This window comes from Streptomyces sp. NPDC002838 (genome assembly GCF_040295365.1).
Classification (GTDB): Bacteria; Actinomycetota; Actinomycetes; order Streptomycetales; family Streptomycetaceae; genus Streptomyces.
This window is the reverse complement of the sequence record NZ_JBEOVF010000042.1, coordinates 12,220-25,954: the sequence shown is the minus strand read 5'-3', so window position 1 is coordinate 25,954 and position 13,735 is coordinate 12,220. Positions and strand designations below refer to the sequence as shown.

Annotated in this window: 6 protein-coding genes; 4 read left to right on the top strand and 2 right to left on the bottom strand. The window is 73.7% G+C overall.

Annotation, left to right across the window (positions count from 1 at the left end; all coding sequences use genetic code 11):
* Positions 1–3 precede the first annotated feature (3 nt).
* Together ABT063_RS38025 and ABT063_RS38020 are read right to left on the bottom strand one after the other, a co-directional pair.
* The gene (locus ABT063_RS38025; RefSeq protein WP_351065047.1) at positions 4–768 is read right to left on the bottom strand and encodes an SDR family NAD(P)-dependent oxidoreductase; all 765 of its coding nucleotides are present in this window, start codon (positions 766–768) and stop codon (positions 4–6) included.
* A gap of 47 nt (positions 769–815) precedes the next feature.
* On the bottom strand, positions 816–2,045 hold the full coding sequence (locus ABT063_RS38020; RefSeq protein ID WP_351065045.1) for an acyl-CoA dehydrogenase family protein: 1,230 nt from the start codon (positions 2,043–2,045) through the stop codon (positions 816–818).
* Positions 2,046–2,242: 197 nt separating this feature from the next.
* Between ABT063_RS38020 and ABT063_RS38015 the strand changes: the two genes are divergently transcribed.
* The 4 genes from ABT063_RS38015 (at position 2,243) to ABT063_RS38000 (ending at position 13,730) form a co-directional block, all read left to right on the top strand.
* Entirely contained in the window at positions 2,243–3,781 is a 1,539-nt protein-coding gene (locus tag ABT063_RS38015) for an AMP-binding protein (RefSeq protein ID WP_351065043.1), read from the top strand.
* A gap of 47 nt (positions 3,782–3,828) precedes the next feature.
* The gene (locus ABT063_RS38010; RefSeq protein WP_351065041.1) at positions 3,829–4,434 is read left to right on the top strand and encodes a histidine phosphatase family protein; all 606 of its coding nucleotides are present in this window, start codon (positions 3,829–3,831) and stop codon (positions 4,432–4,434) included.
* Positions 4,435–4,472: 38 nt separating this feature from the next.
* Positions 4,473–5,432 (top strand): PDR/VanB family oxidoreductase, encoded by a 960-nt coding sequence (locus ABT063_RS38005; RefSeq protein ID WP_351065039.1) that lies wholly within the window; start codon positions 4,473–4,475, stop codon positions 5,430–5,432.
* A 159-nt stretch (positions 5,433–5,591) separates the two neighbouring features.
* Positions 5,592–13,730: a type I polyketide synthase gene (locus tag ABT063_RS38000; RefSeq protein ID WP_351065037.1), complete on the top strand. Its 8,139-nt coding sequence runs from the start codon at positions 5,592–5,594 to the stop codon at positions 13,728–13,730.
* Positions 13,731–13,735 lie beyond the last annotated feature (5 nt).

The window sequence follows — 13,735 nt, the reverse complement described above, 5'->3', positions numbered from 1 at the left end:
GGCTCAGTACTGGACGCGGGTCAGCAGCCCGCCGTCCACCACGAGGTTGACGCCGACGCAGAAGGAGCCGGTCCGCCCGAGCAGGAACGCCACCGCCGCGGCCACGTCCTCCGCGGTGCCGTAGCGGCCGATCGGGAGCTTGGCGAGGACCTCCTCGTAGACCTCCGGGCGGCTGGTGCGGATGGTCTCCCAGGCGCCGCCGGGGAAGTCGATCGGGCCGGGGGAGACTGTGTTGACGCGGATGCCCTTCGGAGCGAGCGCGTGCGCGAGGGCGGAAGCGTGCTGGACGACGGCGGCCTTCATGGCGGAGTAGGAGTTGGCTCCGGCGGGGCGGGCGGTATCGGAGGCGTTGGTGGTGCCGATGGCCACGACGGCTGCCCGGTCGGAGGCGTCCAGGTAGGGCATGGCCGCCTCGACCAGCCCGGCGAACGGCATCAGGTCACCGCGCAGGCTGGCCTCCCACGACTGGGGACCCTTGACGTTGCCCGCCGAGACATTGGACACCAGCAGGTCCAGACCGCCGAGTTCGCCGGCCGCCCGCTCAACGAAGCCCGCGAGCGCGGCCGGGTCGGTGACGTCGACCGGCTCGGCGAACACCGTCGCCCCCTCGCCACGCAACTCGGCGGCGGCCTTGGCCAGCGCCTCCTCACCCCGGGCGCACAGCGCCAGCGCGCAGCCCTCCGCGGCCAGGGTTCCCGCGATCGCCCGGCCGATACCCCGGCTCGCACCGGTCACCAGCGCCTTGGCACCTGTCAGTCCCAGATCCATCGATGTCACTCCTTTGTGATGCTGTGATGGCCGTAGCGGCCGGTGTGTCAGTTGCCGGGGAGCTGTGAGAACGGCACCCGGTCCACCCGTGGTTCCGGCGGCAGTTTCAGTACGCGCTCGCCGATGAGGTTGCGCTGGATCTGGTCGGTGCCACCGGCCAGCCGGTAGCCGGGGGCGCCCAGCAGGTGCTGGGTCCAGGCGAACGTGCCCGGCTCCCCGGTGTCGGCGCTGATCCGGGCGCCCATCAGCTCGGCGGCGACCTGCCCGGTGCGGCTCAGCAGGTCGGAGGCCATGAGTTTGGTCAGGGACGCCTCGGGGCCCGGTCGGCCGCCGGTGGCGCTCGCCCTGGCGACGCGGTCCACGGTGGCGGCACGCAGCGCGGTGCGTACGTACAGGTCGGCGAGTTGCTGGCGGACCAGCGGATCCTCCGCGCGGCCGAGCGAGCGCGCCAGGGCGAGCACGTCCGAGAAGGTGCCGCCCTTGCGCCGGTTGCCGGTGCCGGAGGCGGTCCGTTCGAAGGCGAGGGTGGTGGTGGCGACCTCCCACCCCTGCCCGGGGCGCCCGATCCGCAGCCGGTCCGGAACACGTACGCCGCTGAGGAACACCTCGTTGAACGAGGCACCGCCACTCATCTGGCGGATGGGGCGCACCTCCACACCGGGGGCGTCCATCGGGACCAGGAACGCCGTGATGCCGGCCTGCTTCACGACGTCCGGATCGGTGCGGGCGAGCAGCAGGCCGTAGTCGGCGAACTGGGCTCCCGAGGTCCACACCTTCTGACCGTCGATCACCCAGTCCTCGCCCTCCCGCCGGGCACGCGTGCGCAGCGCGGCGAGGTCGGACCCGGCGCCGGGCTCGCTGAAGAGCTGGCAGGCCAGCCGGTCCGTACGCAGGAACGCCCGGGCGTGGTCGTGACGCTGCTCGGCCGTCCCGAACAGGGAGACCGCCATCGCGACCAGGCGCACGGTGACGCTGATCAGCTCCGTGGAGGGCGGCACCTCGAAGGCCGACTCCTCCTGGGCGAAGGCCGCCACGTGGGCGGCGGTCAGGCCCGCTCCGCCTTTGTCCCCGGGGAGGGTCAGGGCCTGGTACCCGGCGTCGAAGCGGGCGCGCTGGTAGACGCGGCAGCGTTCCAGCAGCAGGCGTTCCTCGCCCTCGGGGAGGTTGTGGAAGACGGCGAGGTCACCCGTGGCCTCGGCTTCCCGGGCCGGTTCGAGCACGGTGGCCAGCCACTGCCGGACCTGTGTGCGCCATGCGTCCAGATCGGGCTGGGACATGGCTCCTCCTCAAGAGCAGTTACCAGATGACGGTTTCAGTAACAGGGAGCGGGATGTGCGGCCCCTTGCCCGCCAAAGCCATGGGCGGATGCTTCCGGCTCGGATCAGAGTGTTCCGTACTTTCTTGATAAACGCTACAGTCTCGGCATCGACTCTCCCACGCACCGGGAGGGGCCCGAGGAGCCGCCGGAGGAGCCATGTCTCTGCTACCACTCGACCGTCGTGCCCAGGAGACGCCCCACGAGCCCGCTCTCGTCGACGATCAGGACGTGCTGACCTGGTCGCAGCTCGCCGACCAGGTCGCGCGGGCGGCGGCACGGCTGCTGGAGATCGCACCCGGCCCCGAGGACCGGGTCGCCGTCCTCGGCGACAACGCGATCCCCACCCTGGTGGCCCATCTGGCCGGGCTGCGCGCCGGTGTGGGAACCGTCGCCACCTCCCGGCACCTGATGGTGGGCGAACTGGTCGACCAGATCATCGACGCGGGTGTGACGGGGATCGTCTCCGGACCCGCCGGCGCGGTCACAGCCCTGGAGGCGGCCCGCGAACTGGGCCTGCCGGTCGTGATGCACGGAACCCCGGCGATCGGGCACGCCTTCGACTGGGACCTGTGGCTGGCGGCGGCGCCCCCGGAGTGGACCTGTCCCACGGGCCGGGCCGCCCGCCCGCCCCTCGTCTACACCTCCGGAACCACCGGCCGGGCGCGCGGCACCGAGGTGCGGTGGGTGGGCGGTCCGGTAGCCGACAGTGCCGCCTACGTGGCCGCGATGGCCGAACGGCCCGGATTCCCGCCGGGACCGCACCTGGTGTGCGGCCCGCTGCAGCACAACGCGCCGCTGACGTCGCTGCGGCACCTGGCGGCCGGTCAGCAGGTGGTCGTACTCGGCGGATACGACGCGGAGGCCTTCCTGCGCCGCGTCGAGGAGTGGCGGGTCACCTCCACGGTCATGGTGCCCACCCACTTCCAACGCCTGCTCGCCCTGCCGGAAGAGGTCCGTGGCCGGTACGACGTCTCCAGCCTCCTCCAGGTCTCCCACACCGGGTCCGCGTGCCCGCCGGACGTGAAGCGGACCATGATCGAGTGGTTCGGCCCGGTGCTGACCGAGTCGTACGGCGCCAGCGAGGCGGGCACCGTGGCACGCATCAGCAGCACCGAGTGGCTGGCGCATCCGGGTTCGGTCGGGCGCGTCCAGCCCCCCTTCGAGGTCCTGGTGACCGACGACGACGGCCGTCCGCTGCCGCCCGGCGAGCTCGGCCTGCTGGCGTTCCAGGCACCCGAGGGCAGGGGAGTGCGCTACCACGCGGACCCGGACAAGACCAAGGCCGCCTATCTCGCGCCGGGCGTCTTCACGCTCGGCGACATCGGCTACGTCGACGCAGACGGCTACATCTTCATCACCGACCGGGCCGCCGACGTCGTGGTCTCCGGCGGGGTCAATCTGTACCCGGCCGAGAGCGAGGCGGTACTGCGCCGGCACCCGGCGGTCGCCGAGGTCGCGGTCATCGGAGTGCCCCATCCGGACTTCGGCGAGTCGCTGCGCGCGCTCGTCGTGGCCGCCGGGGACGAGCAGTCGGCCGAGGAGCTGGACCGGTTCTGCCGCGACCGGCTGGCCGCCTACAAGTGCCCCAGGTCCTACGAGTTCGTCCCGCGCCTGCTGCGCAACGCGATGGGCAAGCTCGACAAACGCGCGATGCGCCGCCCCTACTGGCGCTCCGAGCGGACCATCGCCGGCTGAGCCACGGAAGAACCCGCGCCCGCCACCCGTACATACGAAGGATCGCCATGACTGAACTCCTCCTCATCCGGCACGGCCTCCCCCTGGCGGGCGTCTACGACCCGGGGCTGTCGCCGGAGGGCACCGCCCAGGCCGAACGCCTCGCCGCCTGGCTCGTGCACGAGGACCTCGACGCCCTCTACACCAGCCCCTTCCAGCGGGCCCGCGAGACGGTGGTGCCGCTGGAGCGGCTCACCGGCATGACCGCCACCGTCCTCGACGACCTGCGCGAGTGGGACACCGACGTCTCGCAGCCCTACACGCCGCCGGAGCAGATCCGCGCCGACGACCCCCGGTCGGTGGCGCTGTCCGAGGGACGGTACGAGGACTTCGTGCCCGACCTGGACTGGGACGCCTTCCGGGCACGGGCGGCGCGGGCCATGGACACCATCCTGGACGCCCATCCCGGCGGCCGTGTCGCGGTCGTGTGCCACGGCGGTATCACCAACACCTACCTGGCGACGGTGCTCGGCCTTTCCCGCATGTTCTGGTTCCACCCCGACTACACCTCGGTCAGCCGGGTGCGACGGCTGCCGGGCGGGCGCGTCGTTCCGCACTCGGTCAACGAGACGGCCCACATGGCCGCCGAGCGCGCCATCGACGCCGTCGCCTGACCTGCCCGCATCCCCGTACGAGACCAGGTTGACCCACCATGACCGACCAGCTGCCCCTGGACGAGCAGACCCTCGCCGTGGCGACCCGTACCCGCGTCGCCGACGGCGTCGTCTCCCTCACCCTGCGCCGCCAGGACGGCCGACCCCTCCCGTCCTGGACCGCGGGAGCGCACATCGATCTGCTCCTGGAGGGCGGCCTGATCCGCCAGTACTCGCTGTGCGGGGACCCTGCCGACCGGGACGCCTGGCGGATCGCCGTCCTGCGCGAGCCGCAGGGCCGCGGCGGCTCCGCGTACGTCCACGACTACCTCCCGGCAGGCACCGCCGTACGCGTCCGCGGGCCGCGGAACAACTTTCCGCTGCGGCCGGCCGCCCGCCATCTGTTCATCGCCGGCGGCGTCGGCATCACACCGATCCTGCCGATGGTCGAGGCGGCCGAGGCCGCGGGGGCCGACTGGCGTCTGCTGTACGGCGGCCGCACCCGCACCTCCATGGCGTTCCTGGACCGCCTCACGCCCTACGGCGACCGGGTGCTCGTCCGCCCGCAGGACGAGTACGGCCTGCTGGACCTCGCCGCCTTCCTCGGCTCACCCGAGGAAGGCACCCTGGTGCACGCCTGCGGCCCCGAACCGCTGCTCCGGGCGGCGCGGGAACAATGCGCCGACTGGCCGGCCGGCACGCTGGGCGTCGAGCGGTTCGCCCCGGTGCGGGAAACCGGAGCCCGCTCCGCCGAGGCCTTCGAGGTGGTGCTCGCCCGCGCCGGGCTCACTCTCACCGTGCCGCCCGACCGCTCGGTGCTGGAAACCGTGGAGGAGGCCGGCGTCGACGTCGACTTCTCCTGCCGCGAGGGCACCTGCGGCACCTGCGAGACCGACGTACTCGACGGCACGCCCGACCACCGCGACTCCCTGCTGAGCGAGGACGAGCGGGCCACCGGCGACACCATGCTCATCTGCGTCTCCCGCTCCTGCGGACCCCGCCTTGTCCTCGACCTGTGACGGGCCGACTGATTCGCCCGGCCGGGGAACACGACCCGTCGGACCGGCCGTCGGCAAGTTCGATCTTTCCCGGCTTTTCGCGCCTTCCTCGGCACTAGGCTCGACGCCGGTGTACCGCAAGGGGTTTGGCCTGCGGCCGAGCGCCGGGAAGGCAGGGATATGAGGCACGACGAGCTGGTCCGGCCGTTACCGGAGTTACTGAGGAGGCACGCCGAGCTGTCGGGGGAGCGGGTCGCGTTCTCCGACTCCTCACGGAGCGTCACCTACGCCGAGCTGGAGCGGCGCACCGGCAGGCTGGCCGGGCATCTCGCCCGGACGGGCCTCGGCCGCGGCGACCGGGTCGCGATCTGCCTGGGCAACCGCGTGGAGCTGGTGGAGAGTTGCCTGGCCACCGTACGGGCGGGGGTGGTCGGCGTCCTCCTCAACCCGCGCTCCTCCGACGCCGAACTCGCCCATTTCCTGCGGGACAGCGGAGCTTCGGTCCTCGTCACCGACGCCGCGCATCTGGCGCAACTCAGGCGTCTGGGGCCCGAGTACGACCGTCTGGGCGTCCTGCTCACCGGTTCCGGCCCCGTTCCGGCGGACGCCCCCGACAGCACCGTCCTCTTCCGGACCGCCGTCGGCGACGACGGGTCCGCGGACCCCGGTGGGCCGCCCGGCGAGGGCCTCGGGCTCGACGACCCCGCCTGGATGCTCTACACCTCCGGAACCACCCACCGTCCCAAAGGAGTACTGTTCACGCAGCGCGCCGCACTGTGGTCGCCTGCGGCGGTCTACGCCCCCATCTTCGGGCTCTCGTCCGAGGACCGGGTCCTCTGGCCGCTGCCGCTGTTCCACTCCTTCGGGCACTCCCTCGCGATCCTGGGCGTCACCGCCGTCGGCGCGAGCGCCCGGATCACCGGCGACCACCTTCCGCCCGGTGGCCTGTGGCAGGAGCTCCACTCGCCGCCCGAAGAACTCGGCGGCCCCTTCACGGTGCTGGCGGGCGTTCCCACGACGTATCACCGGCTGATGTCCTCGGCCGGCAAGGCCCCGTCGTCCTCCCGCCCGGCGCTGCGGCTGTGTGTCGTGGCGGGCGCACCGTGTCCCCCGTCGCTGCGCACCGCGGTCGAGGAGACCATGGGGGCGCCGCTGCTGAACGCGTACGGCAGTACCGAGACCTGCGGCATGATCGCGGTGAGCCCTCCGGACGGGCCCAGGGTCGACGGCTCCTGCGGACCGCCGGTGCCGGGCACGGACGTTCGGGTCGTCGATCCGAGCGGTGGCAACGATGTCGCGGACGGCGACGAGGGCGAGATCTGGGTGCGCGGGCCGGGGCTCATGACTGGGTACCACAACCAGCCCGAGGCGACGGCCGCCGCGCTGCTGGACGGCTGGTACCGCACCGGCGACCTCGGCCGCCGCGTCGAGTACGGCCACCTCACCCTCACCGGCCGGGTCAGCGAGCTGATCATCCGCGGCGGCGAGAACATCCACCCCACGGAGATCGAACAGGCCCTGCTGCGCTGTCCCGGCGTGAGTGACGCCGTGGTCGTGGGCCGGCCGCACGACGTCCTCGGCGAGGTCCCGGTGGCCTTCGTCGTACCGGGCCCCGACGGGATCGACCCGCGGCGGGTGCTGGCCGAGTGCCGCACCCGGTTGTCCGACTACAAGGTGCCCGTCGAGATCCACGAGATCGCCGCCGTCCCACGCACCGCCTCCGGCAAGATCGCCCGCCATGCGGTCGTCCCGGGAGTGGCCCGTCCCGCATCCGACGCCCGGTCCGCCCCGCCCCCGGCGGCCGACGCCTCCCTGCGCGAGCGGCTGCTGACCCTGGCGCGGGAGGAGCAGGAACGCGTCCTGCGCGACACGGTGCTCGCCGAGACGGCCGCGGTCCGCGGACGCGCACCGGACGACCCGCTCGACTCGTTCGACGCGGACAGCCCCTTCACCGATCTCGGGCTGACCTCCGTGGGCGCCGTCACGCTGATCGACCGGCTGGGCGCGGCGACCGGCGTGGATCTGCCGACGACGCTGGTCTTCGACCACCCGACCCCGTCCGACGTGGCCGGGTACCTGCGTGCCGCCCTCTTCGACCCGGCGGCCGGGCATCGCACCTCCGCCGCGCGGTCGGTTCCCGGACGGCCCGGCGAGGATCCGGTGGTGATCGTCGCGATGGGCTGCCGCTACCCCGGCGACGTCCACTCTCCCGAGGAACTGTGGCAGCTGCTGTCGGAGGGCAGGGACGCGATCTCGGAGTTCCCCACCGACCGGGGCTGGGACCTGGACCGCCTTTACGACACCGACCCTGACCGCCTCGGCACCTCGTACACCCGCAGCGGTGGATTCCTGCACCGGGCCGCGGAGTTCGATGCCGGCCTGTTCGGGATCTCGCCCCGGGAGGCACTGGCCACGGACCCGCAGCAGCGGCTCCTCCTCGAGACCTCCTGGGAGGTGTGGGAACGGGCCGGCATCGCCCCGGCTTCGCTGCGCGAGAGCGACACGGGCGTGTTCGTCGGCGTGATGCACTCCGACTACTCCTCCCGCTTCCACCGCACCCACGATCTGGAGGCGCACCTGGGTCTGGGCTCGGCCCGCAGCGTGGCCTCCGGCCGGATCTCCTACGTGTACGGCCTGCGCGGTCCGGCGATCACGATCGACACCGCGTGCTCGTCCTCGCTGGTGGCGCTGCACATGGCGGCCCGAGCGCTGCGCTCGGGCGAGTGCTCCCTGGCCCTGGCCGGCGGGGTCACCGTGATGTCGACGCCGAAGCCGTTCATCGCCTTCAGCCGACAGCGCGGCCTGGCACCCGACGGCCGCTGCAAGTCGTTCTCGGCGGCGGCCGACGGCACCGCCTGGGGCGAGGGCGTGGGCCTGGTACTGCTGGAGCGGCTGTCCGACGCGCGGCGAAACGGCCACCCCGTGCTGGCCGTGCTGCGCGGTTCCGCCGTCAACTCCGACGGCGCGTCCAACGGACTGACCGCACCCCACGGACCGGCACAGGAACGGCTGGTCACGCGGGCGCTGGCCGACGCGGGGCTGCGCGCCGGCGACGTGGACGCGGTGGAGGCGCACGGTACGGGCACCACGCTGGGCGACCCCATCGAGGCGCGGGCGCTGCTGGCCACGTACGGGCAGGACCGCGAACGCCCCCTGTGGCTGGGGTCGGTGAAGTCGAACATCGGGCACACCCAGGCGGCGGCCGGGGTCGCCGGGGTCATCAAGATGGTGCAGGCCATGCGGCACGGGGAGCTGCCCCGGACATTGCACGCCGATCAGCCCTCGCCGCACGTGGACTGGTCCTCCGGCCGGATCGAACTGCTGACCGCGGCCCGGCCGTGGCCGTCGGCGGACCGGCCGCGGCGCGCCGGCGTGTCGGCCTTCGGGATCAGCGGGACCAACGCGCACGTGATCCTGGAAGAGCCCCCGCCGACTCCCGGGACACAGACCCCTCGGAGCTCCCGCGAAGACGCGGTGAGCTCCCCGCTCCCCGTGCCCTGGCCGCTCTCCGGAGCCGACGAAGGCGCCCTGCGCGCCCAGGCACGACGGCTCGCGGCCCATCTGGCGGACCGGCCCGGCCTGTCGTCCGCCGACATCGCCTTCTCCCTGGCGGTGTCGAGGCCCACCCTGACCCACAGGGCGATGATCCCGGCCGGCGACCGGGCACGGATGCTCCAGGCGCTGCGAGCGCTCGCCGAGGGCACAGCAGCGGGAACCGTGCGGGGCCTGGCGGACACCGGCATCCGTACGGCGTTCCTGTTCACCGGCCAGGGCGCGCAGCGAGCCCGCATGGGAGCCGAACTCACCGCCGTGTTCCCCGTGTTCGCCGCGGCCTTCGACGAGGTCTGCCGGGAACTGGACGACCGTCTCGAACACCCGCTGCGTACGGTGACGGAGGCCGAGCCGGGTTCACCGGAGGCGGCTCTGCTCGACCGTACCGACTTCACCCAGGCCGCCCTCTTCGCCTTCGAGGTGGCCCTGTTCCGGCTGTTGGAGTCCTGGGGGCTGCGAGCCGACCACCTGGCCGGTCACTCCGTGGGGGAGCTGGCGGCGGCCCATGTCGCCGGCGTCCTGGATCTGCCCGATGCGGCGGCACTCGTCGCGGCCCGCGGCCGGCTGATGCAGGCGCTGCCCGACGGCGGTGCGATGGTGGCCCTGGACGCGACCGAGGACGAAGTCCTCGCCGCGCTGCCGGACGCCGGGGACCGGGTGGCGATCGCCTCCGTGAACGGGCCGCGCTCCGTGGTGATCTCCGGCGCGCGGGACGCGGTACTCGCCGTCGCGGCCGGGTTCGCGGCGCGTGGCCGCAGGACCGTACGACTGCGGGTGCGCCACGCCTTCCACTCCCCCCTCGTGGAACCCATGCTCGACGAATTCCGCGCGGTAGCCCGGGAGTTGACCTTCCGGCCGCCACGGATCCCGGTGGTCTCCGCCGTGTCGGGCCGGCAGGCCGATGCGGGGGAGCTGTGTTCCCCGGAGTACTGGGTGCGGCACGCGCGGCTGCCGGTGCGGTTCGCCGACGCCGTGCGGTGGCTCGGGGACAACGGGGTCGCGGCCTTCCTGGAGCTCGGTCCGGGCCCCGTGCTCACCGCGGCGGCCGAGGACTGCCTGGCCGACGGGGACGGTTCCTTCGCCGCGCGGGGCGGACCCGTCCTCGCCGCGGCCACGCGCGGCGGCGAGCGGGAACCGGAGACGCTGCTGTCCGCCGTGGCCCGGCTCCAGGTGCGCGGGGCGCGCGTCGACTGGTCCGCGGTGTTCGCGGGCACCGGCGCGCGACGCGTGGACCTGCCGACGTACGCCTTCCAGCGGCAGCGGTACTGGCTGGACGCCCCGCCCCTCGGCTCGGCCGCGGCCGCGGGGGAACACCCGCTGCTGGGCCCGGCGTTCGCCGTGCCGGGCACCGGCCGGACGGTGCTGACCGGGCAGTTGTCCACCGTGACCCAGCCGTGGCTCGCCGACCATGTGATCGGCGGGACGGTCCTCGTGCCCGCGACGGTGTTCCTGGAGATGGCGGCCCGGGCGGGCGACGAGGTGGGCCGCGCCACCGTGGACGAACTCGTGGTCCTGTCGCCGCTCACCCTGCCCGGCACCGCACGGGTACGCGTCCAGGTCGTGGTCGGCGAGACGGACGACTCCGGGCGGCGACCGGTCGACATCTACTCCCGGTCCGACGAGTCCGACGAGTCCGACGATTCCGACGCATCCGCGGCAGACGACGCCGAGGCCGCCTGGACCCGGCACGTCACCGGGCTGCTGGGCCGAGCGACCGAGGAGCCCGGGACCGGGCCTGCGGAGCCCGAGCCGGGGCAGTGGCCGCCGCGGGGCGCCGCCGAGGTGGACCTCACCGGCGCGTACGACACCCTCGCGGACGCCGGTCTCGCCTATGGGCCCGCGTTCCAGGGTGTCCGGGCGGTGTGGCGGCGCGGCGACGAACTCTTCGCGGAGGTCCGGCTGCCCGAGTCGCAGGCGGCGGAGGCCGGCCGGTTCGGCCTCCACCCAGCGCTGTTCGACGCCGCGTCGCACGCCTCGCTGCTCGCCGCGCCCGAACCCGAGCCGGGCCGCCCGGCCCGGGTGCCGTTCGCGTGGAACGGTGTGCGCCTGCACGCCGCCGGAGCGTCGCAGCTGCGGGTGCGGGTGACCTCGGTCGGCCCGGACACGGTCTCGCTCACCCTCACCGACCCGATGGGGCGTCCGGTGGCCCGGGTGGACTCCCTGGCCATTCGGGAACTCCCGGCCGGGCAGGCGAGTCCGGCGGACGACGTCGTACGACGAGCCCTGCTGCGCCCCGACTGGATCGGCGCGGAACTGCCCGACCACACGGACGCCGTGCGCTGGGCGGTACTCGGCCCGGACGAGCTGAACCTCGGCGGGGTCCTCCCCGGCATCGGGAGGACGGACGATCCGGCCGACCCCGAGTGCGTGGTCGTCACCGCCCTCGGCCCGCCGGCGGACGCCGATCCGCTGCCCGCCGTACACGCGCTGACCGGCAGGGTGCTGCGGGCGCTGCAGCACTGGCAGGACGATCCGCGCACGGCGGGGGCGCGACTCGTGGTGGTGACGCGGGACGCCACCGCGCCGGTGCCCGACCTGGCCGGCGCCGCGGTCTGGGGGCTGGTGCGCAGCGCGCAGTCGGAACTGCCCGGACGCCTCGTCCTGGCCGACGTGGACGGACGGCCCGAATCCCTGCGGCTGCTCCCCGCCGCGGTGGCCGGCGGGGAGCCCCAACTGAGCATCCGCGCCGGACAGGTGACGGTGCCACGACTGACCGCGTCCTTCGGCGGGGGCATGGATCCCGGCTCCGTCCGCCCCGCCTTCGGTCCGGACGGCACAGTGCTGATCACGGGAGGCACCGGGGCACTGGGTGCGGAAGTCGCCCGGCACCTCGTCTCCCGCCACGGCGTACGGCATCTGCTGCTGACCGGGCGCCGTGGCCCGCAGGCACCGGGCGCCGAAGAACTGCGCGGCTCCCTGCAGGAGTTGGGTGCCGAGATCGGGATCGTCGCCTGTGACGCGGCCGACCGCGTCGCTCTGACCGAGGTGATCAAGAACTGCGAGCCTCCACTGACCGGTGTGGTACACGCGGCGGGGGTGCTCGACGACGGCGTGCTGGCCGCGCTGACTCCCGAGCGGATGGCGACCGTACTGCGGCCCAAGGCGGACGCGGCCTGGCATCTGCACCAGCTGACCCGGGACCTGGATCTGTCGGCGTTCGTCCTGTTCTCCTCGGCCTCGGGCCTGCTGGGCCGGGCCGGCCAGGGCAACTACGCGGCGGCGAACTCCGTTCTCGACGCCCTCGCCCGCCAACGCACCGCACAGGGGCTGCCCGCGGTCTCCCTGGCCTGGGGCCCGTGGGAGCACGGCGAAGGCATGGCGGCACCACCGGGGTCCCGTGACGGCGGCGGGTTCCCGGGCCTGTCCACGGAGCAGGGTCTGGCGCTGTTCGACGCGGCGCTGGGCGCGGACGTGCCCGTGCTGGCGCCGATCCTGCTGGACCGGGCCGCCCTTCGGTCCGCCGGACAGCCCCTGCCACCGCTGCTGCGAGGCCTGGTGCGTCCGGCCCGGCCGACCGCCTCGGGCGGCGGAACCTCCGCGCCCGGCCCGGAGCAGCCCTTGCAGCCGGGGGCCTGGCGGACGCTGCTCGCCGGGCTGCCGGCCGGCGAACGGGAGGCGGCGCTCACGCGGCTGCTGCGCGCCGACGTGGCCGCGGTCCTCGGATATCCGCACGCCGACGCGCTGCCCACCGGCAAGGCCCTCGCCGACCTGGGTTTCGACTCCCTCACCGCGGTCCAGATCCGCAACCGGCTGAGCCTGGCCCTGAAACTCAGGCTGTCCGCGGCCGTGGTGTTCGAGCACCCCACGGCGGAGGATCTGGCCCGCCGTCTGCTCGGCCTGCTGGACGACTCCCTGCCTGCCTCGGAGGCGGAACGGCCCGCCCCGGATGGGGAACGGCCCGTGCACACCCTCTCCTCGCTGTTCGGGAAGGTCAGCGGCAGCGGCCGTCCGGTGGCCGCGATGCACCTGCTGGTCACCGCGTCCTGGGCCCTGCCGACCTTCACCGCCGCACAAGCGCGCGAGCACGCCCTGCCGCCGATCCGCCGCGCCGGCGGGCGCCGGGGCACCGGTCGGCCGACCGTCGTCTATTTCCCGGCCTACCACCCGTCGTACGCGTCCGAAGGCGGCGAGTACCCGCGCTTCCACTCGTGCTTCCAGGGCGACCTGGACGTGGTGGAGTTCCCCCATCCCGGCATCGGTGGGGGCGCCGCCGTGCCGGAGGACCCTGCCGCACTGGCCCGTACGCATGCCGAGACCGTGCTGCGGCACGTCGGCGACAGGCCCTTCGTGATCGTCGGACGGTCCGCGGGCGGCAACATCGCCCATGAGGTGACCAGTTGCCTGGAGAGCATCGGTACCGCACCCACCGGCCTCGTGCTGATCGACACGTACCACGTCAACGAGGACACCATGGACAAGGATTGGCTGCTGTCCCTGGGCGCCCCGGTCTCCCGGAACCTCGCAGAGCCCGTCGTCACCGGGGTCGACGACAGCGCCCTGGCCGCGATCGGCGCCTACTACCGCGTCTTCCTCGGCTGGGATCCCGAGCCGGTCGACACCCCCACGCTCCTGGTCCGCCCGCTGGAGCCCACCCCGGCCATGGCGGCCGCCGAGGACGGGGACGGCTGGCGGACGTCCTGGCCGGTGCCGCACGACGTCGTGGACGTCCCCGGCGACCATCTGACGATGATGCGGGAGCACGCCGAGACCACGGCGTCGGCGATCCGTACGTGGATCGACGCACGCACGACGGAAGGAGACCGGTGAGTCAC

Excerpts from the sequence above, each read along its gene's own strand:
- ABT063_RS38025 (WP_351065047.1), bottom strand. The coding sequence starts at position 768 with ATGGATCTGGGACTGACAGGTGCCAAGGCGCTGGTGACCGGTGCGAGC.
- ABT063_RS38020 (WP_351065045.1), bottom strand. The coding sequence starts at position 2,045 with ATGTCCCAGCCCGATCTGGACGCATGGCGCACACAGGTCCGGCAGTGG.
- ABT063_RS38015 (WP_351065043.1), top strand. The coding sequence starts at position 2,243 with ATGTCTCTGCTACCACTCGACCGTCGTGCCCAGGAGACGCCCCACGAG.
- ABT063_RS38010 (WP_351065041.1), top strand. The coding sequence starts at position 3,829 with ATGACTGAACTCCTCCTCATCCGGCACGGCCTCCCCCTGGCGGGCGTC.
- ABT063_RS38005 (WP_351065039.1), top strand. The coding sequence starts at position 4,473 with ATGACCGACCAGCTGCCCCTGGACGAGCAGACCCTCGCCGTGGCGACC.
- ABT063_RS38000 (WP_351065037.1), top strand. The coding sequence starts at position 5,592 with ATGAGGCACGACGAGCTGGTCCGGCCGTTACCGGAGTTACTGAGGAGG.